The organism is Pseudomonas sp. Ga0074129 (assembly GCA_001465025.1).
Lineage (GTDB): Bacteria > Pseudomonadota > Gammaproteobacteria > Pseudomonadales > Pseudomonadaceae > Aquipseudomonas.
On the sequence record LNDO01000072.1, the window covers coordinates 61696 to 85682 of the forward strand.

A 23987-nucleotide genomic window follows, 5' to 3' on the forward strand; every position below is an offset into this window, starting at 1 on the left:
TTCTTGTATTAAGGAAAGCTGTCATGCCGCAGGTAGATCCCGAACTGTTTGACCGCGGTCAGTTCCAGGCGGAACTGGCCCTCAAGGCCAGCCCCATTGCAGCCTTCAAAAAAGCCATTCGCCATGCGCGCGAGGTGCTTGATGAGCGCTTCAAGAGCGGGCGAGAGGTTCGCCGCCTTGTTGAAGACCGTGCCTGGTTCGTCGATCAGATCCTGCGCGAGGCATGGGACCGCCTGCCTTGGAGTGAAGACGCCGATATCGCCCTGCTGGCCGTCGGCGGCTATGGCCGTGGAGAATTGCACCCCTTCTCGGACATCGACCTGCTGATATTGCTGGATAACGCTGATCACGAAACCTTCCGTGAGCCCATCGAGCATTTTCTTACCCTGCTCTGGGACATCGGCCTGGAAGTCGGACAAAGCGTACGCAGTGTGGACGAGTGCGCCAGCGAGGCTCGCGCCGACCTGACGGTGATAACTAACCTGATGGAAAGCCGCACCATCGCAGGCCCCGAGCGCCTGCGCCAGCGCATGCAGGAAGTCACCAGCACCGAGCAGATGTGGCCCAGCAAAGATTTCTTCCTGGCCAAGCACAAAGAACAGCGCGCGCGTCACGGCAAATACAACGACACCGAATACAACCTTGAACCCAACGTCAAAGGCTCACCCGGTGGGCTGCGCGATATCCAAACCATTCTCTGGGTCGCACGCCGGCATTTCGGCACCCTTAACCTGCACGCCATGGTTGGCCAGGGCTTTTTGCTGGAAAGCGAATACGCCCTGCTCGCCTCCAGCCAGGAGTTTCTTTGGAAGGTGCGCTATGCCCTGCACATGCTCGCCGGGCGCGCCGAAGACCGCTTGCTGTTCGATCACCAAAGCAAGGTAGCCACCCTGCTGGGCTTCGAAGACAGCGACAGTAAACGCGCCATCGAGCGCTTTATGCAGAAGTACTACCGCGTGGTGATGGCGATTGCCGAACTCAGCGACCTAATTGTTCAGCATTTCGAAGAGCAAATCCTGCGTGCCGGTGAAATCGGCATGGCCACCCCGCTCAACAGCCGCTTTCTGTTACGCGATGGCTACATCGAAGCGGCGCACCCCAACGTATTCAAGCGCACGCCGTTCGCCATCATGGAAATCTTCGTGCTGATGGCCCAACACCCTGACATCAAAGGCGTGTGCGCCAACAGCATCCGCCTGCTGCGCGAGCATCGCCACCTGATCGATGATGACTTTCGCCGCGACATTCGCAACACCAGCCTGTTCGTCGAGCTGTTCAAAAGCCCCCAGGGCATTCACCGCAACCTGCGGCGCATGAACCGCTACGGCATTCTTGGCCTGTATCTGCCGGAGTTCGGCCATATCGTTGGGCAGATGCAGCACGACCTGTTCCACATCTATACCGTCGATGCGCACACCCTCAACCTGATCAAACACCTGCGCAAATTCAAATGGCCAGAGCTGGCGGAAAAATTCCCGCTGGCCAGCAAGCTGATCGACAAGCTGCCTAAACCCGAACTGATCTACCTGGCCGGCCTCTATCACGACATTGGCAAGGGTCGCGGCGGCGATCACTCCGAACTCGGTGCAGTCGATGCAGAAGCATTCTGCGTACGCCACCAATTGCCCAACTGGGATTCCAAGCTGATCGTCTGGCTGGTGCAGCATCACCTTGTTATGTCCACTACGGCGCAGCGCAAGGACTTGTCCGACCCGCAAGTGATCTTTGATTTTGCCCGCTTGGTGGGCGACCAGACGCGCCTTGACTACCTCTACGTGCTGACCGTGGCCGATATCAATGCCACCAATCCCAGCCTGTGGAACTCCTGGCGCGCCAGCCTGCTGCGTCAGCTCTACACCGAAACCAAGCGCGCCCTGCGCCGTGGCCTGGAAAACCCGCTGGACCGCGAAGAGCAGATTCGCCTAACGCAAAGCGCGGCCCTGGACATTCTGGTGCGCGGCGGTACCGATGCCGACGATGCCGAACAACTGTGGGCGCAACTGGGTGACGATTACTTCCTGCGCCACAATGCTGCCGACGTGGCCTGGCATTGCGAGGCGATCCTGCAACACCCCGCAGACGGCGATCCGCTGGTGTTGATCAAGGAAACCACCCAGCGCGAATTCGAGGGCGGTACGCAAATCTTCATTTATGCCCCCGACCAGCATGATTTCTTCGCTGTGACCGTGGCGGCCATGGCTCAGCTCAACCTGAACATCCACGACGCACGGATTCTCACCTCTACCAGCCAGTTCACCCTCGACACCTACATTGTGCTCGAAGGCGAAGGCGGCTCGATTGGCGATAACCCGGCGCGCATCCGGGAAATTCGCCAAGGCCTGATCGATGCACTGAAGAATCCAGACGAGTACCCGAGCATCATCCAACGCCGCGTGCCGCGTCAGCTCAAGCACTTTGCGTTTGCCCCGCAGGTGACCATCCATAACGATGCGCATCGCCCGGTCACCATCCTTGAAGTTACCGCCCCCGACCGCCCCGGCTTGCTGGCACGGATCGGGCGGATTTTCCTGGAGTTCGACCTGTCGCTGCAGAACGCCAAGATCGCCACCTTGGGCGAGCGTGTGGAAGACGTTTTCTTCGTCACCGATGCTGCCAATCAGCCACTGTCCGATCCCGAACTGTGCACGCGCTTGCAAGCCACCATGGTGGCGCAACTGTCAGACAGCTCAGGCCAGCCCGAACCCAGCCGAATCAATATCTAACATGCCTTGAACGGCCCGGCAGACGCAGTGCCGGGCGCTTGCACATCAGGAAACAACGATGAACGACGCGTTAAATCAGTTGCAGCCCTACCCGTTCGAAAAGCTTCGCGCCTTGCTGGGCGGCGTCCAGGTCCCGGCGGACAAATCGCCGATAGCCCTGTCAATTGGCGAACCGAAACACCGCTCGCCGGATTTTGTCGCTGCGGCCCTGAGCGCCAACCTTGATCAACTGGCGGTCTACCCGACGACCCTCGGCATCCCCGCGCTGCGTGAAGCCATTGCTCAATGGTGCAGCCGCCGTTTTGCTCTGTCGAGCGGCCTGCTTGATCCGGCGCGCCATGTGCTGCCGGTCAATGGCACCCGCGAGGCCTTGTTTGCGTTTACTCAGGCGGTGGTTAAACGTGATGAAGGCGGCTTGGTGGTCAGCCCCAACCCGTTCTATCAGATCTACGAAGGCGCGGCCTTTCTCGCCGGTGCGCAGCCGCACTACCTGCCGTGCCTGGAAGAGCATGGCTTCAACCCGGATTTCGACGCGGTCAGCGACGAAGTCTGGCAGCGCTGCCAAATCCTCTTTCTCTGCTCGCCCGGCAACCCGACCGGCGCGCTGATTCCGCTGGCAACGCTGAAAAAGTTGATCGCGCTGGCCGATAAATTCGACTTCGTGATTGCCGCCGACGAGTGCTACAGCGAACTGTATTTCGATGAAGTCAATCCACCGGCCGGCTTGCTGACCGCTTGCGGCGAACTGGGCCGCCACGACTTCAAACGCTGCGTGGTGTTCCACAGCCTGTCCAAGCGCTCCAACCTGCCGGGGCTGCGTTCCGGTTTTGTCGCTGGCGACGCCGACATTCTGAAATCTTTCCTGCTGTACCGTACCTACCACGGCTGCGCCATGCCGGTGCAAACCCAGTTGGCCAGTGTGGCGGCATGGAATGACGAAGCCCACGTCAAAGCCAACCGCGACCTGTACCGCGAGAAGTTCGACGCGGTGCTGACGATTCTGCAAGGCGTGCTCGATGTACAGCGGCCAGATGGCGGTTTCTACCTTTGGGCAAAAACTCCGATAGACGATGAAACATTTACCCGCGAGCTGTTTGCCCGCGAGCATGTCACCGTAGTGCCCGGCTCGTACCTGTCGCGCGCCGTGGACGGCAGCAACCCTGGCGCTGGCCGCGTGCGCATGGCACTGGTCGCACCACTGGCCGAGTGCGTGGCGGCAGCCGAACGTATCCGTGATTTTGTAAAGAGCCTCTGATGAGCAAGACCCTGTTTGGCATCAAAGCCTGCGACACCATGAAAAAAGCCCGCACCTGGCTCGACGAGCACGGGGTAAGCTACGCCTTTCATGATTACAAAGCCTGCGGCATCGACCGTGGCAACCTGGAAAAGTGGTGCAACGAGCATGGTTGGGAAACCGTCCTGAACCGTGCTGGCACCACCTTCCGCAAGCTGGATGAGGCGCAGAAAAGCGACCTCGATCAGCACAAGGCGATCGAACTCATGCTCGCCCAACCGTCGATGATCAAACGCCCGGTGCTGGATCTCGGCAACAAAACACTGGTGGGCTTCAAGGCCGACCGTTATGCCGCCGAACTGGTTTGAACCAGTCGGCCCACACGAATTTGCGTTAAGGAAAACAATATGAACACAACCCCATTCAGCCTGGCCTTTGGCGTTGGCACCCAGAATCGCCAAGGCACTTGGTTGGAAGTCTTCTACGCCCAGCCGTTGCTCAACCCGCCCCACGAGTTGGTCTCCAAGGTTGTGGAGAAAATCGGTTATGAAGGTGGCAACCAAGCCATCGCCATCACCACCAACCAGGCAGGTGATCTGGCCGAAGCGCTCAAGCATGTCGACAGCGCCCAAGCCGCCCTGCTGACTCGCTTGGCCGAAAGCCAGAAGCCGCTGGTGGTCACCCTGCTGGCCGAAGACGCCGCGCTGACCAGCACCCCTGAGGCCTACCTGAAACTGCACCTGCTGTCGCACCGTTTGGTGAAGCCGCATGGTCTGAACCTCACCGGTATTTTCCCGCTGCTGCCGAACGTGGCCTGGACCAGCCAAGGCGCAGTTGATTTGGGCGAACTGGCTGAGCGTCAGCTGGAAGCGCGCCTGAAAGGCGAACTGCTGGAAGTGTTCTCGGTCGACAAGTTCCCGAAAATGACCGACTACGTGGTGCCGAGCGGCGTGCGTATCGCTGACAGCGCGCGTATTCGCCTGGGTGCCTACGTGGGCGAAGGCACCACCGTGATGCACGAAGGCTTCGTCAACTTCAACGCAGGTACCGCTGGCCCCGGCATGATCGAAGGCCGTGTGTCGGCAGGCGTGTTCGTTGGCAAAGGTTCAGACCTGGGTGGCGGCTGCTCGACCATGGGTACCCTGTCCGGCGGCGGCAATATCGTCATTTCCGTGGGAGAAGGCTGCCTGATCGGCGCTAACGCTGGCATTGGCATTCCATTGGGCGACCGCAACACCGTGGAATCCGGCCTGTACATCACCGCCGGTACCAAGGTCGCACTGCTCGATGCCGACAACCAACTGGTCAAGGTGCTCAAAGCCCGCGACCTGGCTGGCCAGCCAGACTTGCTGTTCCGTCGCAACTCGCAAACCGGTGCAGTGGAGTGCAAAACCCACAAGTCGGCCATCGAGTTGAACGAAGCCCTGCACGCGCACAACTAAAAAGTTGGTTTAGCGCGGCTGCGCTCGCCCATACTGCGCTGCACTAAGGCTCGGACGCTCATTTACACCTGTAAACTCCGCGTCCTCGCCTTATTGCGCCTTGTCTGTGCTTCGCTCGCAACGCGTTAAACCCAACTTTTAGCCGCCAGATAAACGCTGAAAAACCATGCCTCTGACTTCCCCTTGGCGCGCTGACTTCCCCGGCATTCTGGCCCTTGCGGCCGAAGGCCAGACCTATCTGGACAGCGCCGCCACCGCGCAAAAACCTCAGGCCATGCTCGACGCCCTGCTCGGCTATTACGCCGGCGGCGCGGCCAATGTGCACCGCGCCCAGCACATGCCGGGCGAACGGGCCACCCGCGCCTTTGAAGCCACGCGGGAGAAAGCCGCGCGCTGGCTGAATGCCGCCGACGCGCAGCAAATCGTCTTCACCCGCAGCGCCACCGAAGCGTTCAATCTGCTGGCCTATGGCCTGGAGCATCGTTTCATTGCGGGTGACGAAATCGTCATCAGCGCGCTGGAACATCACGCCAACCTGCTGCCGTGGCAACAACTGGCGCAGCGTCGCCAACTCAAATTGGTGGTGCTGCCACTCGATACGCATGGTTTGATCGACCTCAGCCAAGCGGCGCAGTTAATCGGCCCGCGCACCCGCCTGCTGGCGGTCAGCCAACTGTCCAATGTGCTCGGCTGCTGGCAACCGCTTGAACCGCTGACGGCACTGGCTAAGGCGCAAGGCGCGCTGACAGTGGTCGATGGCAGCCAGGGTGTGGTGCACGGCCGCACGGATGTGCAGGCGCTCAGTTGTGATTTTTATATCTGTTCCAGCCACAAACTCTATGGCCCGGACGGCGTAGGCCTGCTCTATGGTCGCCCGCAGGCACTTGAGCAACTGGCGCACTGGCAGTTTGGCGGCGAAATGCTGCTGCATACTGACTACCACAACGCCCGCTTTCGCCCCGCGCCATTGGGTTTTGAGGCGGGCACACCGCCGATTGCCTCGGTAATCGCGTTGGGGGCCAGCTTGGATTACCTGAGCAGTCTTGATGCGGCGGCTGTGAGCACCCACGAAGCGGCCCTGCATGCCGAGCTACTTAGCGGCTTGCGGCAGCGCCAGGCCGTGCGTTTACTCGGGACGCCCAGCGCGGCCTTGGCCAGTTTTGTGGTCGAGGGCGTGCACCATGCTGACCTCGCTCACCTGCTAAGCGAACAAGGCATTGCCGTGCGCGCAGGCCATCACTGCGCCATGCCACTGCTGCAGGGGCTTGGCCTGAGTGGTGCGGTTCGAGTGTCGCTGGGGCTGTATAACGATGACGCGGATCTGCAGCGCTTCTTCAACGCATTGGATCAAGCCCTGGAGCTACTGCTATGACCCTGCCACAGAGTGCGCAAATTGCCTTGCAGGCATTCAGTGCATGCCAGGGGTGGGAGCAACGTGCGCGCCTGTTGATGCAGTGGGGCGACCAACTAACGCCGCTGAGCGAGGCCGAGCGCTGCGAAGCCAACCGTGTCAGCGGCTGCGAAAGCCAAGTATGGCTGGTGGTCGAGCGCCAGGGCGAGCATTGGCAATTACGCGCCAGCAGCGATGCCCGTCTGTTGCGCGGGTTGCTTGCGCTGCTACTGGCCCGAGTCAACGGCCTTGGTGCAATGGACATGGCGCAGGTGGATCTGCCAGGTTGGTTTAGCCAACTCAGCTTGGCGCGTCACCTGTCGCCGTCACGCAGCAACGGCCTGCAGGCCGTGCTGACACGCATGCAGGCGCTACTGGCAGTTGCCGATCAGGGTTGCATCCGCCACTGATCGACGCGCCCTTCGTTCAAGGCTTGCTGCAACCGCGCTAACTCACCGCTGCGTTGCAAGCGGCGTAAACCGTCGTTAAACACCTGCCTCAGGGTATCGGCGCGCGGGTCGTTTTTGCGAAACAGCACATGCAGCGGCTCGCGATGCAGGCGCGTTGGATGGTGCGTGATCTGTTGGCGTTGCTCTGGCGAAAACAGTCGATTGATCATGGCGTAGCCTGCGGCACGGTCCTGCGGATAAAAGTCCACGCGGCCAAGGCTGAGCAGGCGAAATCCGGTTTCTTCCTTACCGCTTTGCTGCACCTGCAGCAGATTCTGTTCAAGGGCAGCATCGAACTGAGTGCCATAGGCAAAGCCCAGCGTAGTGGCGATACGGAACGCGCGTAAGTCTTCGATCGTGGACCAGTTCAGCACCTGATCAGCCCGCTGAAACAGCACCACATCGCCACTTACCAGCGGATCACTACAGGTGCTGACACGCTGTCGAGCAGTACTGCACAGGTAGGGCAATATCCCATCTAGGGTGCCGTCCTCCAGCATCTTCAGGTTGCGGTCCCAAGGGTAATAAACGTATTCGACCCGATAACCGGCAGCCTCGAAGACTTCACGCACCAACCGCGGCAGCGCACCGCCATCCTCGCGTTGTTGCTCGACATAAGGCAGCCAATCTCCAGTACCGATACGCACGCTGTTGTCCGCCCAAGCGTGATTGGCTAACGCACTGGCTGCACACAACAGGAGAAGCCAAAACCGGCTCGGAAGATATTTCAGCACGTTCAACACACTGCACCTCAAGGAAGAAACAGCACACCCCTGCTGAATACGGCTTGGCAACTACGGGTTACGAACAAGCACTTAAACGCCCTCAGGCGATTGTTTGCGCTCGGCTGGCCTGCGCGTACCCGCTACCAGTTTGTCGACAATGCGCGCAGCAGCCACCATGCCAAACGTGGCCGTCACCATCATGACTGCGCCAAAACCACCCGCACAATCCAGTTTAACCCCATCGCCGACAAACGCTTTGTATTGACAGACCGTGCCGTCAGGCTTGGGGTAACGCAGTTGTTCGTTGGAAAACACGCACGGCACGCTGTAATTGCGCCCTGGCGTTCGGGAAAAACCATAGTCACGGCGCAGGGTCGAACGCACCTTGGACGCCAGTGGGTCATTCCAGGTTTTGTTCAGATCAGCCACTTGGATTTGCGTGGGGTCGATCTGACCGCCCGCACCACCGGTGGTGATGATCTGAATCTTGCGCCGCTTGCACCAGGCGATAAGCGCCGCTTTAGCGTTAACGCTGTCGATGCAGTCAATCACCGCATCCAGCTGCTCAGTGATGTGCTCGGCCATGGTCTCGCGCGTGACAAAATCCGCCACCGCATGCACCACGCAAGCCGGATTAATGGCGCGAATACGCTCAGCCATGACCTCAACCTTGGGCCGTCCGACCGTTGCATCCAAGGCATGCAACTGCCGGTTGCTATTGCTGAGGCAGACATCGTCCAGATCAAATAGGGAGATTTCGCCTACACCGCTGCGTGCCAGCGCCTCAGCTGCCCAAGACCCTACGCCGCCAATACCGACCACTGCCACATGCGCAGCCACCAGGCGCTCGGCACCTTGACGGCCGTACAAGCGGGCAATTCCGGCAAAGCGTTGTTCGTCCACAGGCATTTATCTCTCTCACAGGCGGCAAGCGGCGCGCATTATAGAGAGCGATCCCCCTGCGCCCAAGCGTTGTATTGCACAGCCCAGACTAAGCCGATGAACTGCAATGGCAAACAGCCATAATGCCGCGCGGCTGCTCGTGACAAGCTCCCTTCACAGGTTGAGTTGGCTGGACTGTACAGCCCTGCACCAGCGGCGTAGCATGCGCCACCCGACGCTCGTCGCTCTCTATTGCCCCTCGCTGGACCTACCCACCATGCCATCGCGTAAGTTTGGACTGAACCTGGTCATGTTCCTGGCAATTGCCGCCTTCTTTACGGGCATCTGGGCGCTGTATAACCGCCCAGTCACAGCCCCGGATTGGCCGGAACAAATCTCTGGCTTTTCCTATTCGCCCTTCCGGGCAGGACAGAATCCGCAACAGGGCATCTACCCCAGCGACCAACAGATGCGTCAGGACCTTGAGTTGCTGAGCACTCAGACCGACAACATCCGTACTTACTCCGTCGATGGCGAACTGGGCAAAATTCCGGTTATCGCTGAAGAATTCGGCTTGCGTGTGACGCTGGGTATTTGGATTAGTCTCGATCTGGAGCGCAACGAGCGGGAAATCGCCAAAGCCATTGAAATCGCCAACAACTCGCGCAGCGTAGTGCGTGTCGTGGTAGGTAACGAAGCCTTGTTCCGCACAGAAGTGACGCCAGAAGACCTGATCGGCTACATCGAGCGCGTTCGCTCAGCGGTTAAAGTGCCCGTCACCACCTCCGAACAGTGGCACATCTGGCAGGAATATCCGGAACTCGGTCAGCATGTAGACCTGATCGCCGCCCACGTACTGCCCTACTGGGAGTTCGTGCCGATGGAGGACTCCACCGAATTCGTCCTTGATCGAGCCAAGGACATGAAAAAACTCTTTCCGAAAAAACCGCTGCTGCTCTCGGAAGTGGGCTGGCCGAGTAATGGCCGCATGCGCGGCGATGCTGATGCGTCGCAAGCGGACCAAGCCATCTACCTGCGCACCCTGGTTAATACGCTTAACGCCAAAGGCTACAACTACTTCGTGATCGAAGCGTTCGATCAGCCCTGGAAGGCCAGCGAGGAAGGTGCAGTGGGCGCTTACTGGGGGGTTTACAACCTCGACCGCCAGCCGAAATTCGCCTTCGAAGGCCCCATTGTGGCTATCCCGCAGTGGCGCCTGCTGGCCATTGCCTCGGTAGTCATGGCCTTGCTCAGCCTGGCGGTAATGCTGATTGACGGCAGTTCGCTGCGCCAGCGTGGCCGTACCTTCCTGACCATTGTCGCGTTTGCCGGCGGCTCGGCGCTGGTGTGGATTGGCTACGACTACAGCCAGCAATACAGCACCTGGTTCAGCACCCTGGTCGGCCTGTTGCTCGGCATCGGTGCCTTTGGCGTGTTTATCGTGCTGCTGACCGAGGCCCACGAACTGGCCGAGACGGCCTGGAGCAGCTCACGTCGCAGGCCGTTCCAGCCCGTCGAGTCTGACAGCGCCTACCGCCCCAAGGTGTCGATCCATGTGCCCTGCTACAACGAGCCACCGGAGATGGTCAAACAGACCCTCGACGCTTTGGCGGCGCTGGATTACCCGGATTTCGAAGTCATCATCATCGACAACAACACCAAAGACCCGGCCGTCTGGCAGCCGGTGCAAGCCTATTGTGAGCTACTCGGGCCGCGCTTTCGCTTCTTCCACGTGGCCCCGCTGCACGGCTTCAAAGGCGGCGCACTGAACTACATCCTGCCCTATACCGCGTCAGACGCCGAAGTGGTGGCAGTGATCGACTCTGATTACTGCGTCGACAAAAACTGGCTCAAACACATGGTGCCGCACTTCAGTGACCCCAAGATTGCCGTGGTGCAATCACCGCAGGATTACCGCGACGGCAATGAAAGCGCCTTCAAAAAGCTCTGCTACGCCGAGTACAAAGGCTTCTTCCACATCGGCATGGTGACGCGCAACGACCGTGACGCGATCATTCAGCACGGCACCATGACCATGATCCGTCGCACGGTCATGGATGAGCTGAAGTGGGCCGACTGGACCATCTGCGAAGACGCCGAGCTCGGCCTACGCGTGTTCAAGAAAGGCTACTCCGCCGCCTATGCTCACCAAAGCTTTGGTCGCGGACTGATGCCGGACACCTTTATCGACTACAAGAAACAGCGATTCCGCTGGGCCTATGGCGCGATTCAAATTATGAAAGGCCATGCGCGCAGCCTGTTTCTTGGCAAAGACAGCGAACTGAAGACCGGTCAGCGCTACCACTTTATCGCTGGCTGGCTGCCATGGATCGCTGATGGCCTGAACATCTTCTTTACCGCAGGCGCGCTGCTTTGGTCGGCGGCAATGATCATCGTGCCGCAACGTGTCGATCCACCCCTGGTGATCTTCGCCATTCCACCCTTAGCGCTGTTCGTCTTTAAACTGGGCAAGATCCTGTTCCTTTACCGCAAAGCCATGGGCGTGGACATGGTGCGCTCATTCCAGGCGGCTGTTGCGGGCCTGGCGCTGTCTCACACCATCGCCAAAGCCGTGCTGTACGGGGTGTTCACCAAAACCATTCCGTTCTTCCGCACGCCAAAAATGGCCAGCAACCACGGCATTTTGGTGGCGCTGAGCGAAGCCCGCGAAGAAGTGTTCATCATGCTCTTGCTGTGGGGCTCAGCCCTGGGCATCAGCTTGGTACAAGGCCTGCCGAGCGCGGATGTGAAGTTTTGGGTGGTGATGCTGCTGGTGCAATCTTTGCCCTACCTGGCAGCACTGGTCATGGCGCTGTTGTCGTCAATGCCACCGGCCACGGAAAAATCACAGGAGCACGCTGCGGTCAGCGAATAACGCGCACGTGCGCATGCCAGACGGCGGCCAATGGCCGCCGTTTTGCTTTAAGATGGCGGCCTTCCCGCTTGACGCTGCCCTGGAGCTGCAATGACTGCCACCGCCACGCCCCTCTCCCCGACGCTGGAGCTTGCCTGCGAGTTGATTCGTCGCCCGTCCGTCACCCCGCTCGACGAGGGTTGTCAGGAGCAGATGATGCGTCGTCTGTCGGCATGCGGCTTCACCCTTGAACCCATGCGTATCGAGGACGTGGATAACTTCTGGGCCAGCCACGGCAAAGAAGAAGGCCCGGTGCTGTGTTTTGCCGGACACACCGACGTGGTTCCCACCGGCCCACGCGAAAAGTGGCAGCACCAGCCCTTCAACGCCCTGATCGATGAACACGGCATGCTTTGCGGTCGTGGCGCGGCTGACATGAAAGGCAGCCTGGCGTCGATGATCATCGCCGTTGAGCGCTTCGTCGCCGTGTACCCGAATCATAAAGGGCGCATCACCTTCCTGATCACCAGCGACGAAGAAGGCCCGGCCCATCACGGCACCAAAGCCGTGGTCGAGCGCCTGCGCGCGCGTAACGAACGCCTGGACTGGTGCATAGTCGGCGAGCCCTCCAGCACCACCCTGGTCGGCGATGTCGTGAAAAACGGCCGCCGTGGCTCGCTCGGTTGCACCCTCACCGTGCGCGGCAAGCAAGGCCACGTGGCTTACCCGCACCTGGCGCGCAACCCAATTCACCTGGCCGCACCGGCCCTGGCCGAACTGGCCGCGGAACATTGGGATGACGGCAACGCCTTCTTCCCGCCGACCAGCTTCCAGATCTCCAACCTGAATGCTGGCACCGGCGCGACCAATGTGATTCCGGGTGAGCTGAAGGCCATCTTCAACTTCCGCTTCTCAACCGAATCAACAGTCGAAGGCCTGCAACAACGTGTCGTGGCCATCCTTAACAAACACGGCCTGGATTTCGAGCTGAACTGGGCGCTGTCCGGCCTGCCCTTCCTCACCGAGCCGGGTGCACTGCTCGACGCCGTGGCGGCTAGCATCAAAGCGGTGACCGGCCGCGAGACCAAACCCTCGACCAGCGGCGGCACCTCAGATGGCCGCTTTATCGCCACCCTCGGCACCCAAGTGGTCGAACTCGGCCCGGTCAACGCCACCATCCACCAGGTCGATGAGCGCGTTCTGGCCAGCGATCTGGACGTGCTGACCGAGATTTACTATCAGACCCTGGTCAATCTGCTCGCATGAGTCTGATCTGCCCCATCTGCCAGGCCCCGCTGCAGAGCCTCGACAACGGCGTGGCCTGCCCGGCCAATCATCGTTTCGACCGTGCGCGCCAGGGCTACCTGAATCTGCTGCCCGTGCAGCACAAGAACAGCCGCGATCCGGGCGATAACGCCGCCATGGTCGAAGCCCGACGGCGCTTTCTCGACGGCGGTCATTACGCACCGCTGGCCAAGCGCCTGGCCGAACTGGCAGCCAGCTACAACCCGGCGCGCTGGCTGGATATTGGTTGCGGTGAGGGCTACTACACCACGCAGATCGCCGACGCCCTGCCCCAGGCCGACGGCTACGCCCTAGACATCTCCCGCGAAGCAGTCAAACGCGCCTGCAAGCGCGCACCGCAATTGAACTGGCTGGTGGCTAGCATGGCCCGCGTGCCGTTGAGTGACGCCAGCTGCCAACTGCTCGCCAGCGTCTTCAGCCCGCTCGACTGGCGAGAGGCAAAACGCCTGCTCAGCCCCGGTGGCGGTCTGCTGCGCATGGGACCGACCCGCGAACACTTGATGGAATTGCGCCAAAAGCTGTATGACGATGTGCGCGACTACGATGACCAAAAGCATCTGGAGCTGATTCCGCACGGCATGCGCCTGGCCCACAGCGAAACCCTGACCTTCAACCTGAAGCTGACCTGCAGCCAGGCACGCGCTGACTTGCTGGCGATGACGCCGCACGGCTGGCGCGCCAGTGCCGAAAAACGCGCAGCCGTAATCGCCGAAGACTTCGACGTGACGGTGGCCATCCGCTACGACTGGATCGAGAAATCATGACCATGCGCCAACCCGACATTGAGATTTACCTAAAAGACGCCGACCACATCGCCATCGGCGAATGGCTCAGCAACGCACTGGGCACCTGCACGCCCTGGCAGCAAAAAGGTCAGACGTTCAAATGCAAAGCCGGCGACATACCCGTCACCTGGCTGCCCAAAGCCGTCGGCAAATGGCACAGCCTGCTGCTGGAAAGCGACGCCACGCCCTGGGCAGACGACCTCGCCTGCGCCCAAGCCGCCTTCGCCGCACTGAACGTCGAAGTGCGTTGTGCACCGGGCGGCTGGCAAGAAGAAGAAAGCGACGAACAAGCCGACCGGTGGATGCGCATCAGCACCGATGGCGTAGAAGAGATCACCTGGCGCACGGCTTAAGCCTGCATAACACGGCACAACCCACTGCACACCCGCACCAGCCGTGCATAACGCGTGCTTTGCGCCATCGGTGGCCAGGCAATTAATTGGTAAGCGTTTGATCACGCGAAGAAATTTTCTGCAGCAAGGGTTGACACACCCACCCAAGACGCGAATAATGCGCGCCACATCGGCTACGTAGCTCAGTTGGTTAGAGCATAGCATTCATAATGCTGGGGTCCGGGGTTCAAGTCCCTGCGTAGCCACCAAACAAAACAAGGGTTTAGCGAAAGCTAAGCCCTTTTTTGTTTTCAGGGCAGACTACAAACAGACTACAGCGTGCCTACCGCGCTTTCAGCGCCTGCCAAAGATTGACGATGGCAACGCCCAGGTAGTCGAAGTGACGGACATTGCGCGTAGCCACTTGGGCATCATGCAAAACGGCAATGGCGGCGATCTAACAGTCAGCCATATCAACGACCGTACCTTTCGCCCCACTCCCTGTAGCCAAGCCCGCATAGTGAATTGCTGCATCCGCATCAAACGAGAGAATGCGCGTCGTTAAGCGCAGTGGGCGGACTGCGCTAGGCCAAGATCATCAACCTGTCTTGGCGCGCAGACTCGCTCGCTGAGTGCCCAGCAGCAGGCCGACAACGATCAGGCTGGCACCCAACCAGTGGTAGTTTTGCAGGGTTTCACCCAGCAGCAGCCAGCCGAGCAGTGCGGTAAAAACCGGCATCAGGTAGTTGGAGAGCGCCGCTTTGGCGGCACCGAGGACGCGGATGGCGTGGTTCCAAGCCAGATAAGCCAGCAGTGAGGCGAACAGCGCGGTGTAGCCGATGGCGGCGAGGTTGCTCGGGGTTAGGGAGAAGTGCGCGCCCTGCGCCAGCTCGTAAAGGTAGAACGGCAAAATCAGCGGCACACCGAGCAACATCAGCATGCCGAGCAGCGCCAGTGGCGGTATCGGCAACAGGTGGCTGGCCCAACGGCGCAGCAGCAGGGAATACAAGGACCAGTCCGCAACGGCCAGCAGCATGATCAAGTCGCCGCGGTTAAACGCAAGCTCGGCCAGACGATTCCAACTGCCCTGGCTGATCAGCACCAGCAGCCCCAGCGCTGCCACGCCCATACCCCACCAGGCGCGCGGCTGTGGCCATTCGCCCAATAGCAGGCCTGCACCGATAAAGGTCATCAGCGGCAGGCAGGTGTTAACCAAGGTGATGTTGATGGCGGCGGTGGTTTGCGCGGCGGCATAGAGCAGGCTGTTGTAACCGGCGATACCGATAGCGGCCAGCACCAGCAAGCGCCAACCGGCGGCACGCAGGGCGGCGCGGTGCTGCCACAACGGCTTGGCCACGAAGGGCAAGAGCAGCAGCAGGGCCACACACCAGCGCCAGAAAGACAGGGTAAACGGCGGAATCTCACCCACTACTGCGCGGGCTACCAGGGCATTGCCAGACCAGCAGAGGGTGGCCAGCAGTAAGCCTGCCAGGGCGTAGCGCATGGAGTGAGTCATCGGCATCGGCAACAGTGGCGGCCTGCTGCGTGTGCGAGCAGATCGACGCTGCTGGTTTGTGTTGGGTATGGGTGCATGCGCTGCCCTGCTCGCGTAAGTGAAGCGACGCCACGGCCCTGTTCAGCGTCTTGACGCGCACCATAGGAGCCCCGAGCGGCTTTGACAAGCGCGGCGCGCACCTCATTAGAGCGCAGCACTGGAGTGCCGCGCCTGTTCACCCCATGTTGTTAATGTCGGCGTAAAGACCGACGACGCAGCAACCAGACAATCAACAACAAACCACTCAACACCACCAGGCTCAAGCCCCACTGCAGCGGGCCGGCATAGCGGAACAGGTCAGCCGGATGCAGGCTGGCGGCACGCAACATGCGCGACTCAGCCGCCGGACCTTGGGTGGGGATGTCGGCCAGACCGTCGCCATCCAGATCAGGCAGGCTGCGAATGTGGTCGAGCAGGCCCTGCCACTCCTTGTATTCCTGCACGCCGGTTTGCTCAGGGCCGGCATCAATAATCGCTGCTTTGAGCTGCGTCAGGGGCTGACCCTGCGCATCCTTGGGCTGCACGCTGAGCAGGCCTTTGGTCAAGTCGCTGACCAGCCAGGTGAAGCTGCCCACGTAGCTGGTCGCGCCGATGCTGTAGAGGCGTGTATCGGCCAGATCTAGCGGGGTGTAACCCTTGACCGGGTCGCCCAGTTCAATCCGGCTAACCCGATCAAACGGCACACGCCAGGGGTTGTAGCTAAACCGCAGGCCGGACACGCGCGGGTAGTAGCTTTTGCTCTCGCGCAACTGATAGGCCAGCAGCAGCACCTCCAGCAGGTTCTTCAGCTCCTGACCGCTGACATACACCTTGATCAGCGGGTAGCCCGCCGCATCATCCAGCTCACCGATCCCCAGCGGGGCAATGCGGAACAAATCGGACACCGCCTGCACGCCGTGCCGCCCCATGATCAGGTTGTCGCGGATGGTGCCGTTGCCGGTGAACGAGACATCGCTGCCGGTGGCCTGACGCAAGGCATCGGTGACCAGATTGCCGAGAATCGGGTCGTCAAACGCACGGGTGAGCGTCTTGTCGACTGTGGCCAGTGGCTGATCAAAGGCATAACCTTTAGGGGCCAGCATCTGCTCGCTGACCACTTGCTTAAAGTCTTCGACTTTGGCGGTGACTGCCGCATCACCAGCAATCTGGTCGTTGATCGGGTGCAGTTGATAGTCAACCACCTGCGGCTTGCCGTCGTCGCCCAGACGCATGCGCAGCTCGCCCAGGTGCTGAATTTCCGAACCGGCTTGCATCACCGGCGTGCGCCCGTTAACCAGCACCGGCTGCGCCAGAGCGGTGTGCGAATGGCCACCGACCACAATATCGATGCCCGGCACCTGCTCAACCAGCTCAACCTCTTCGCCGCGCCAGCTGCCATCGTCCTGCTTCACCACGCCCATGTGCGAGAGCAGAATCACCACGTCGGCGCCCTCCTCGCGCAGCTTGGCGACCATGGTTTGAGCAGTCGCGACCGGATCGGCAAACACCGCCGGTTTGATCATCGGGCTGACTGCCACGGCGTTGTTACCGAGTAGGCCGAACAGGCCAAAACGAATGCCGCCCTTGTCGATCAGCTTGTACGGCGCAATGCGTCCAGCCTCGTAGTGGGCCTGCAGGCTGTCATCTTCCTTGCGCGCGGGGTCAAAGCCGAGGTTACTCGACAGCAGCGGCATCAGCGCATCGCCCTTGATCTTGTGCGCCGAGCTGATCATCGCGGCCAAGCCGGCCGGACGAAAATCGAATTCGTGGTTGCCCAGGGTCGCTGCGTCATAGCCCAGCTCGGTCATCAGGCGCAGCTCGCCACCGGTTTCGCGGGTCACGGTGTGAAACAGCGTGCCCATGCTGAAGTCGCCGCCATCGAGCAGCAGCACCGGTTGCTCGCCAGCAGCAGCGCGGCGCTGCTCCAGCAATGTGGCCAGGCGCGCGACGCCGCCGACGGTATCGTCATCGCCGGTGGTCGCGGGGGAATATTCGTTGTTCGGGCCAAAACCGAGCAAGCGTGATTGCCAGTCGTTGGTGTGCAGGATGGTGAAACTGCGCTCGGCACTGGTGGCCTGAGCGGTGGCGAATAAGCAGAACACTGCAAGCAACGAAGCAGACAGGCGCATGACAGATCCTTAGGGCAATGGGCGATAAACGCGGCTGCCGGGAGTATGCGACAAGCCCAGCGCCAGGTCAGCGGCGAATAGCGCCGCCGACGGTAGCCAATCGTGTCAGTGCATGGCCGAACAGGGATCTAGTCAAACAGTGGGCAGACCATCACCAAGGCATCCTCACGGCCACCGACGGCTGGGTAGTAATCGCGACGCCGGCCAACCTCGTTAAAGCCGTAGCGCTCATACAGGCGGTAGGCCACCTTATTACTCGCGCGCACCTCCAGAAAACAGTCATTGGCACCCTGCTTCTGGGCCTCCTGCATCAGGTGTTCGAGCAGTTTTAAACCCAGACCACGTCCCTGGCTTTCCGCCTTGACGGTGATATTGAGCAGGTGCGCCTCGTCCATGATGATCTGGATCACGCCGTGGCCGACCTGCTGCTGGCCTTCAAACATCACCCAGCAGTTATAAGCGGTCAGGCTGTCGGTAAAGATGCCGCGCGTCCAAGGGTGGCTGAAGGCGGCATATTCGATTTTCAGCACCGCATCGATGTCCGCCGCTGTCATCGGGCGGAAGCTGATTGCATCACTCATTCAGGTTGACTCGGCAAACGGTAGAAACCCAGCCAAGCGGCCGGGAAAGAAGTCTTCAATTGGCAGCCAACCAGCGCTGACGCACGCGGCGCATGGCTTGCCACAGCTCACGCTTGCGTTCTGGCTCATCCATCAGCAGTTCCAGGCCCGGCAGCGCCCAGGCAGCGCCCAGCCCCTCGACCTGCAGCTCGCGGTTGTAGGCATCAGCAGTGGCTTCCCCGGCAAAACGAATCGCCGGCAGCCCCACCAGCCATAGGCAACTGCACGGTTCCTGCTCTTCCAGCCGCGCGCCGACAAAACTCTGCACATATTCCAGCGCCGCTTGCGGACCCTGGTCGATCTGCCCGCGCACCAGCAGCGGCCAGCGCACCGGCTCGCCAATCAGTTGCGGACTGTCCGGTAGACCGGCTGCACGCAGCAGATCCTTGAGCAGCAGATACGCCGGATCGCGCCCTTGCAGTGGCTCGCCGGTGGGCAATTCGACCAGTACTGCACAGGCGCCAGCACGCAGCAATTGCAGGGCAAAACGCGGTGGTGCGACGGGCGTTGGCTGGGACGTGACCTGCGTTTCGGCGTCGACTGTAGCCGGTTCCACCTTGGCCATGCGCCCCTGAGGCGCCGGACGCGGCACTTCGATCTTAGGGCGGGTAACTGCCTCGACAACGGCGGTTTCGGCACGCGGCGGCTCATAGGCCGGCACAGCTTCAGCCACCGCCTGTGGCACGGCAGCGGCTACCTCCTGCTCAGGCTCGGCCTCAACCAGCGGCTGCAGCAACTCCGGGCGCGAGGGCGCAGCAAACGGTAACTCCACACGCGGCAGCCAACTGGCCACCTGCATGGCGCTCAGGTAGGCACGACGGCGCAGTTCTGCAATCAAACGTCAGCCGCCTGTGGATGCGCCTTCTGCCCGGCCTGCATCAGGTTCAAGGCATTGACATAGGCCTTGGCTGAGGCCACGAGGATATCGGTGTCGGCGCCATTGCCGTTGACGATGCGCCCGCCCTTTTCCAGACGAACCGTCACTTCACCTTGCGAGTCGGTGCCCTGGGTGATGGCGTTGACCGAATACAACTGCAGATTGGCCTCGGAGCGGGCAATCGATTCGATGGCCTTGAAGGTGGCATCCACCGGCCCCGAACCCTGGGCATTACCACTGCGCTCGGCACCTTCCACGCTGACCACAACCTGCGCCTGCGGCACTTCGCCCGTTTTGCTCGCCACGTCCAAAGTAATCAGCTTGAAGTGCTCCGGTGCCTCTTCGGCCAACGTATCGGACACCAGGGCCTGCAGGTCTTCATCGAAAATCTCATGTTTTTTGTCAGCCAAATCCTTGAAGCGAGCAAAGGCTGCATTCAGCTCAGCCTCGCCGGCCAGCACGATCCCCAGCTCGTCCAGACGCGAACGGAAGGCGTTGCGCCCGGACAACTTGCCCAGCGACAACTTATTGGTGTGCCAGCCCACTGACTGGGCAGACATGATTTCGTAGGTTTCGCGGTGCTTGAGTACGCCGTCCTGGTGAATACCGGACTCGTGGGCAAAGGCATTGGCGCCGACAATGGCTTTGTTCGGCTGCACTGGGAAACCGGTGATGCCCGAGACCATGCGCGAAGTGCTGAGGATGTGCGGGGTATCGATACGCGTGTGCACGCCGAGCAAATCTTCACGGGTCTTGATCGCCATAACGATCTCTTCCAGCGCGGCATTACCGGCGCGCTCACCGAGACCGTTGATGGTGCACTCCACCTGGCGTGCACCGGCCACCACGGCGGCCAGCGAGTTGGCCACGGCCAGGCCCAGGTCGTTGTGGCAGTGCACGGAGAACACCGCCTTGTCGGCGTTGGGTACGCGGTTGATCAACTGGCGGATGGTCTCGGCGTACTGATGCGGAATGGCATAGCCCACGGTATCGGGGATGTTGATCGTGCGCGCGCCCGCGTTGATCGCCGCTTCGACGATGCGGCAGAGGAAATCAATCTCCGAACGGCCAGCATCCTCACAGGAGAACTCGACATCGCTGCACAGGTTGCGCGCACGCTTGATCGCATGCACAGCCTGCTCCACCACCTGATCCGGCTGCATGCGCAGCTTGTACTGCATGTGGATCGGGCTGGTGGCGATAAAGGTGTGGATACGCCCGGAGTTAGCCCCCTTGAGCGCTTCAGCGGCGCGGTCAATGTCCGCGTCCAACGCGCGCGACAGGCTGCACACGGTACTGTCTTTGATGCTGTCGGCAATCGCCTTGACCGCGGCAAAGTCGCCCGGGCTGGCGATGGCAAAGCCGGCTTCGATGACATCGACTTTGAGCCGCTCCAAGGCCTTGGCGATGCGCAGCTTTTCTTCACCGGTCATCGACGCGCCGGGGCTCTGCTCGCCGTCACGCAGGGTGGTATCGAAAATAATGACGCGGTCGTTGCTGCTCATGCTGGTGTCCTCACGGAGTCGCCGTAGCACGCACCCGACATTGGGGCGCGTGTCGATAAGTTTTGATTGTCGCGTGAAATGCCGCAGGCGGGAAGCGCGGCGCACATGGATGCCACGTCGCGGGTAAAGCTCAGCCCACCGATTGATCGCACACACCGGCACGTCGCGGCTAAAACGGGATGCCGCCCAGCCTCTTCCACAGATTGATCGCACAGACCGGCAAGTCACGGCTGAAGCCCCTCCCACTCGGCATGTAGCTACAAGGATGGATGTCGCTGTTTACATCCACCATTGTTCGCGCATCGAACTCCAGATAGCAAAACGCCCGCCGAGAGGGCGGGCGTTAGGCTGATTGAGCGAGCTAGAGCGAGACAAGGCAAAAACAGGCGGGAAAGCGGAGTTTACTGCTGTAAATGAGCATTACTCGCTCCGCTCGCCCTTCGGGCCGGCCTAAAGGCCGTTCGGTGGCAAGCCACCGTTCCCGCCTGTTTTTAACGCCGTATCGCCGACGCGCAGCCAATCAGAGGGCTTGATCCCACGGACGGTCGCCATTGGCGTCTTTAATCCGGGTCGGCAGCCCCATGACATCGAGCAGTTTGAGGAACGGCTCAGCCGGCAACTCTTCAACGTTGGCCATGCGCGCCACATCCCAGTCACCACGTGCCACCAGCAGTGCAGCCGCGACCGGCGGTACGCCAGCGGTGTAGGAAATGCCCTGGCTGTCGGTTTCCACATACGCATCTTTGTGGTCGGCGACGTTGTAGATAAACAGCTCGGTTGGCTTGCCATCTTTGGTGCCTTTAACCAAGTCACCAATACAGGTCTTACCGCTATAACCCGGCGCCAGCGAGGACGGATCGGGCAGCACGGCCTTGACCAGTTTCAGCGGCACAACTTCGAGGCCTTCGGCGGTTTTTACTGGCTGCTCGGAGAGCAGGCCGAGGTTTCTTAGCACGGTAAACACATTGATGTAGTGCTCGCCGAAGCTCATCCAGAAACGCACGTTGGGCACGTTCAGGTGTTTGGACAGGGAATGCACTTCGTCATGCCCGGTCAGGTACAGATTCTGTTCGCCGACTACCGGCAAATCGTCGGTGCGTTTGACTTCAAACATGCTGTTGCTGGTCCACTGGCTGTTCTGCCAGCTCCAGACTTGGCCGGTGAATTCACGGAAATTGATTTCCGGATCAAAATTGGTGGCGAAGTACTTGCCGTGGGAACCGGCGTTGACGTCGAGGATGTCGATCGACTCGATGCTGTCGAAGTACTGTTGCTGCGCCAGTGCAGCGTAGGCATTGACCACGCCCGGATCGAAACCGACGCCGAGGATGGCGGTCACGCCTTTTTCCTGGCATTCGTCCAGGTGCTTCCACTCGTAGTTACCGTACCAAGGCGGCGTTTCGCAAATCTTGCCCGGTTCTTCGTGGATGGCGGTGTCGAGGTAGGCCACGCCAGTATCAATACAGGCGCGCAGCACCGACATATTGAGGAAGGCCGAACCCACGTTGATGACGATCTGCGATTCGGTTTCGCGGATCAGTGCTTTGGTTGCTTCAATATCCAGCGCATTGAGGGCAAAGGCCTTGATCTCGGCCGGCTGTTTCAGACTGCCCTTGGCGTTAACGCTGTCGATGATGGCCTGGCATTTGGAGATGTTGCGCGACGCGATAGCAATGCGACCCAGTTCGTCGTTGTGCTGCGCGCACTTGTGGGCCACCACCTTGGCGACACCTCCTGCACCAATGATCAGAACATTCTTCTTCAATTGTTTCACCTCCTGGGTACTGCGTTATTGAGAGAGTTGCAGCGGGTTTACAACACCTAGGGTGGATGACGCTGTTTGCATCCACCTGTGTGATTGCAGAGCGGTGGACGGAAAGCGCCGTCCACCCTACGGATCAGCTGAGGCTGGACAGGTAATCGTCAAAGCCAAATTCGCGCACCACCTCGACGCTGCCGTCGAGTTGTTTGACCACGATGGACGGCATTTTCAGGCCGTTGAACCAGTTCTTCTTGACCATGGTGTAACCAGCAGCGTCGATAAACGACAGGCGATCACCGATAGCCAGTGGCTTGTCGAATTTATACTCACCGAAGATGTCACCGGCCAGGCACGACTTGCCGCACACCATGTAGGTGTACTCACCGTTACAGGGTTCCATCTTGGCGTTCAGGCGGTAGATCAGCAGGTCAAGCATGTGCGCTTCGATCGAGCTGTCGACCACGGCCAGGTGCTTGCCGTTGTACAGGGTGTCGAGCACTGTGACTTCCAGCGAGGAACTCAGGGTGATCGCCGCTTCGCCCGGTTCCAGATAGACCTGCACACCGAAACGCTCGGAGAAGGCCTTGAGCCGCGCGCAGAACTGATCCAGCGGATAGTCGTCGCCTGTGAAGTGAATGCCGCCACCGAGGCTGACCCACTCGACCTGCTCCAGAAGATGGCCGAAGCGCTCTTCGATGGTCGTCAGCATCTGGTCGAACAGCTCGAAGCTGCCGTTCTCGCAGTTGTTGTGGAACATAAAGCCGCTGATCTTATCCATCACGGCGGCGATCTTTTCCGGGTCCCACTCGCCCAGGCGGCTGAACGGGCGCGCCGGGTCGGCCAGCAGGTAATCAGAGCTGCTCACCTGTGGATTCACACGCAAGCCACGGATGGTGCCTTCAGTCTGCTCGGCAAAGCGCTCCAGCTGACCGATGGAGTTGAAGATGATCTTGTCGCAGTTGGCGACCATCTCTTCGATTTCATCATCGGCCCAGGCCACGCTGTAGGCGTGGGTTTCACCGGAGAACTTCTGCCGGCCGAGCTTCAACTCATAGAGGGACGATGAGGTTGTGCCGTCCATATATTGCTGCATCAGGTCGAACACCGACCAAGTGGCGAAGCATTTGAGCGCCAGCAGCGCCTTGGCCCCGGAGTGCTCGCGCACGTAGGCGATCTTCTCCAGATTGCCCAGCAGCTTTTGTTTGTCGATCAGGTAGTAAGGCGTTTTGATCATGGCGCTGCCCCTGCAAGGTCGGCTAATGGGGAGCAAAGATGTTCCCCCCAAAAAAGTGGAGGCGAATTGTGCCGACAACCGGCGCATATCGAAAGGGTAACGGGGCTTTTTTGTCCAACCAATGATTAGCGGTCACGCTGGCAGTGCATCTACAGGATGCCCAGTACCCATGCGAAGGAAGGATAACCGCCGTGCATGACAGCGG

Annotated in this window: 19 protein-coding genes and 1 tRNA gene; 11 read left to right on the top strand and 9 right to left on the bottom strand. The window is 60.4% G+C overall.

All coding sequences use genetic code 11. The features are described 5' to 3' along the window. Nucleotides 1-23: 23 nt before the first annotated feature. From AUK77_RS08445 to AUK77_RS08470, 6 genes are all read left to right on the top strand, one after another. Nucleotides 24-2723: a [protein-PII] uridylyltransferase gene (locus AUK77_RS08445; RefSeq protein WP_296128226.1), complete on the top strand. Its 2700-nt coding sequence runs from the start codon at nt 24-26 to the stop codon at nt 2721-2723. Nucleotides 2724-2781: 58 nt separating this feature from the next. After that, a complete protein-coding gene (dapC, locus tag AUK77_RS08450; protein ID WP_296128228.1) occupies nt 2782-3978 on the top strand; it encodes a succinyldiaminopimelate transaminase in 1197 nt (398 codons plus the stop codon). Beyond that, the gene (locus AUK77_RS08455) at nt 3978-4325 is read left to right on the top strand and encodes an ArsC family reductase (RefSeq protein WP_296128231.1); all 348 of its coding nucleotides are present in this window, start codon (nt 3978-3980) and stop codon (nt 4323-4325) included. The genes dapC and AUK77_RS08455 overlap by 1 nt, the downstream gene beginning before the upstream one ends. 39 nt (nt 4326-4364) lie before the next feature. Next, nucleotides 4365-5399: a 2,3,4,5-tetrahydropyridine-2,6-dicarboxylate N-succinyltransferase gene (dapD, locus tag AUK77_RS08460; RefSeq protein ID WP_296128235.1), complete on the top strand. Its 1035-nt coding sequence runs from the start codon at nt 4365-4367 to the stop codon at nt 5397-5399. 166 nt (nt 5400-5565) lie between these two features. Further along, the gene (locus AUK77_RS08465; RefSeq protein ID WP_296128238.1) at nt 5566-6771 is read left to right on the top strand and encodes a cysteine desulfurase; all 1206 of its coding nucleotides are present in this window, start codon (nt 5566-5568) and stop codon (nt 6769-6771) included. Continuing rightward, complete coding sequence (locus AUK77_RS08470) at nt 6768-7199, top strand: SufE family protein (protein WP_296128241.1); 432 nt, start codon at nt 6768-6770, stop codon at nt 7197-7199. Before AUK77_RS08465 ends, AUK77_RS08470 begins: the two co-directional genes overlap by 4 nt. Here the strand turns inward: AUK77_RS08470 and AUK77_RS08475 are convergent. Next, nucleotides 7178-7885, bottom strand: a complete 708-nt coding sequence (locus AUK77_RS08475; RefSeq protein ID WP_296128243.1) for a transporter substrate-binding domain-containing protein — start codon at nt 7883-7885, stop codon at nt 7178-7180. The genes AUK77_RS08470 and AUK77_RS08475 overlap by 22 nt on opposite strands. 168 nt (nt 7886-8053) lie before the next feature. After that, nucleotides 8054-8872, bottom strand: a complete 819-nt coding sequence (gene tcdA, locus AUK77_RS08480; protein ID WP_296128246.1) for a tRNA cyclic N6-threonylcarbamoyladenosine(37) synthase TcdA — start codon at nt 8870-8872, stop codon at nt 8054-8056. 250 nt (nt 8873-9122) lie between these two features. Between tcdA and AUK77_RS08485 the strand changes: the two genes are divergently transcribed. From AUK77_RS08485 to AUK77_RS08505, 5 genes are all read left to right on the top strand, one after another. Beyond that, nucleotides 9123-11720, top strand: coding sequence for a glycosyltransferase (locus AUK77_RS08485; protein WP_296128247.1), 2598 nt, complete (start codon nt 9123-9125; stop codon nt 11718-11720). 90 nt (nt 11721-11810) lie between these two features. Next, entirely contained in the window at nt 11811-12965 is a 1155-nt protein-coding gene (gene dapE / locus AUK77_RS08490; RefSeq protein WP_296128248.1) for a succinyl-diaminopimelate desuccinylase, read from the top strand. Further along, on the top strand, nt 12962-13768 hold the full coding sequence (locus AUK77_RS08495; protein WP_296128249.1) for a putative RNA methyltransferase: 807 nt from the start codon (nt 12962-12964) through the stop codon (nt 13766-13768). Before dapE ends, AUK77_RS08495 begins: the two co-directional genes overlap by 4 nt. Before the next feature lie 2 nt (nt 13769-13770). Further along, nucleotides 13771-14142: a hypothetical protein gene (locus tag AUK77_RS08500; protein WP_296128308.1), complete on the top strand. Its 372-nt coding sequence runs from the start codon at nt 13771-13773 to the stop codon at nt 14140-14142. Nucleotides 14143-14313: 171 nt separating this feature from the next. Further along, a tRNA-Met gene (locus tag AUK77_RS08505) sits at nt 14314-14390 on the top strand. Nucleotides 14391-14719: 329 nt separating this feature from the next. Here AUK77_RS08505 and AUK77_RS08510 read toward each other — a convergent pair. From AUK77_RS08510 to AUK77_RS08540, 7 genes are all read right to left on the bottom strand, one after another. Further along, nucleotides 14720-15643, bottom strand: a complete 924-nt coding sequence (locus AUK77_RS08510; protein ID WP_296128251.1) for a DMT family transporter — start codon at nt 15641-15643, stop codon at nt 14720-14722. Nucleotides 15644-15864: 221 nt separating this feature from the next. After that, complete coding sequence (locus AUK77_RS08515) at nt 15865-17784, bottom strand: 5'-nucleotidase C-terminal domain-containing protein (protein ID WP_296128253.1); 1920 nt, start codon at nt 17782-17784, stop codon at nt 15865-15867. A gap of 128 nt (nt 17785-17912) precedes the next feature. After that, nucleotides 17913-18365 carry a ribosomal protein S18-alanine N-acetyltransferase gene (rimI, locus tag AUK77_RS08520; protein ID WP_296128256.1) on the bottom strand — a complete coding sequence of 151 codons (453 nt, stop codon included), beginning with the start codon at nt 18363-18365 and terminating at the stop codon, nt 17913-17915. 55 nt (nt 18366-18420) lie between these two features. After that, on the bottom strand, nt 18421-19242 hold the full coding sequence (locus tag AUK77_RS08525) for an energy transducer TonB (RefSeq protein ID WP_296128259.1): 822 nt from the start codon (nt 19240-19242) through the stop codon (nt 18421-18423). Next, nucleotides 19239-20786: a 2-isopropylmalate synthase gene (locus tag AUK77_RS08530; RefSeq protein ID WP_296128262.1), complete on the bottom strand. Its 1548-nt coding sequence runs from the start codon at nt 20784-20786 to the stop codon at nt 19239-19241. The genes AUK77_RS08525 and AUK77_RS08530 overlap by 4 nt, the downstream gene beginning before the upstream one ends. 520 nt (nt 20787-21306) lie before the next feature. Beyond that, nucleotides 21307-22551 carry a saccharopine dehydrogenase family protein gene (locus AUK77_RS08535; RefSeq protein ID WP_296128265.1) on the bottom strand — a complete coding sequence of 415 codons (1245 nt, stop codon included), beginning with the start codon at nt 22549-22551 and terminating at the stop codon, nt 21307-21309. Between the two features lie 133 nt (nt 22552-22684). Continuing rightward, the gene (locus AUK77_RS08540; protein ID WP_296128268.1) at nt 22685-23782 is read right to left on the bottom strand and encodes a carboxynorspermidine decarboxylase; all 1098 of its coding nucleotides are present in this window, start codon (nt 23780-23782) and stop codon (nt 22685-22687) included. Nucleotides 23783-23987 lie beyond the last annotated feature (205 nt).

What these genes read in the sequence shown, in the direction of transcription:
- AUK77_RS08445 (WP_296128226.1), top strand. Translation starts at nt 24, where the DNA reads ATGCCGCAGGTAGATCCCGAACTGTTTGACCGCGGTCAGTTCCAGGCG.
- dapC (WP_296128228.1), top strand. Translation starts at nt 2,782, where the DNA reads ATGAACGACGCGTTAAATCAGTTGCAGCCCTACCCGTTCGAAAAGCTT.
- AUK77_RS08455 (WP_296128231.1), top strand. Translation starts at nt 3,978, where the DNA reads ATGAGCAAGACCCTGTTTGGCATCAAAGCCTGCGACACCATGAAAAAA.
- dapD (WP_296128235.1), top strand. Translation starts at nt 4,365, where the DNA reads ATGAACACAACCCCATTCAGCCTGGCCTTTGGCGTTGGCACCCAGAAT.
- AUK77_RS08465 (WP_296128238.1), top strand. Translation starts at nt 5,566, where the DNA reads ATGCCTCTGACTTCCCCTTGGCGCGCTGACTTCCCCGGCATTCTGGCC.
- AUK77_RS08470 (WP_296128241.1), top strand. Translation starts at nt 6,768, where the DNA reads ATGACCCTGCCACAGAGTGCGCAAATTGCCTTGCAGGCATTCAGTGCA.
- tcdA (WP_296128246.1), bottom strand. Translation starts at nt 8,872, where the DNA reads ATGCCTGTGGACGAACAACGCTTTGCCGGAATTGCCCGCTTGTACGGC.
- AUK77_RS08485 (WP_296128247.1), top strand. Translation starts at nt 9,123, where the DNA reads ATGCCATCGCGTAAGTTTGGACTGAACCTGGTCATGTTCCTGGCAATT.
- dapE (WP_296128248.1), top strand. Translation starts at nt 11,811, where the DNA reads ATGACTGCCACCGCCACGCCCCTCTCCCCGACGCTGGAGCTTGCCTGC.
- AUK77_RS08495 (WP_296128249.1), top strand. Translation starts at nt 12,962, where the DNA reads ATGAGTCTGATCTGCCCCATCTGCCAGGCCCCGCTGCAGAGCCTCGAC.
- AUK77_RS08500 (WP_296128308.1), top strand. Translation starts at nt 13,771, where the DNA reads ATGCGCCAACCCGACATTGAGATTTACCTAAAAGACGCCGACCACATC.
- AUK77_RS08510 (WP_296128251.1), bottom strand. Translation starts at nt 15,643, where the DNA reads ATGCCGATGACTCACTCCATGCGCTACGCCCTGGCAGGCTTACTGCTG.
- AUK77_RS08515 (WP_296128253.1), bottom strand. Translation starts at nt 17,784, where the DNA reads ATGCGCCTGTCTGCTTCGTTGCTTGCAGTGTTCTGCTTATTCGCCACC.
- rimI (WP_296128256.1), bottom strand. Translation starts at nt 18,365, where the DNA reads ATGAGTGATGCAATCAGCTTCCGCCCGATGACAGCGGCGGACATCGAT.
- AUK77_RS08530 (WP_296128262.1), bottom strand. Translation starts at nt 20,786, where the DNA reads ATGAGCAGCAACGACCGCGTCATTATTTTCGATACCACCCTGCGTGAC.
- AUK77_RS08540 (WP_296128268.1), bottom strand. Translation starts at nt 23,782, where the DNA reads ATGATCAAAACGCCTTACTACCTGATCGACAAACAAAAGCTGCTGGGC.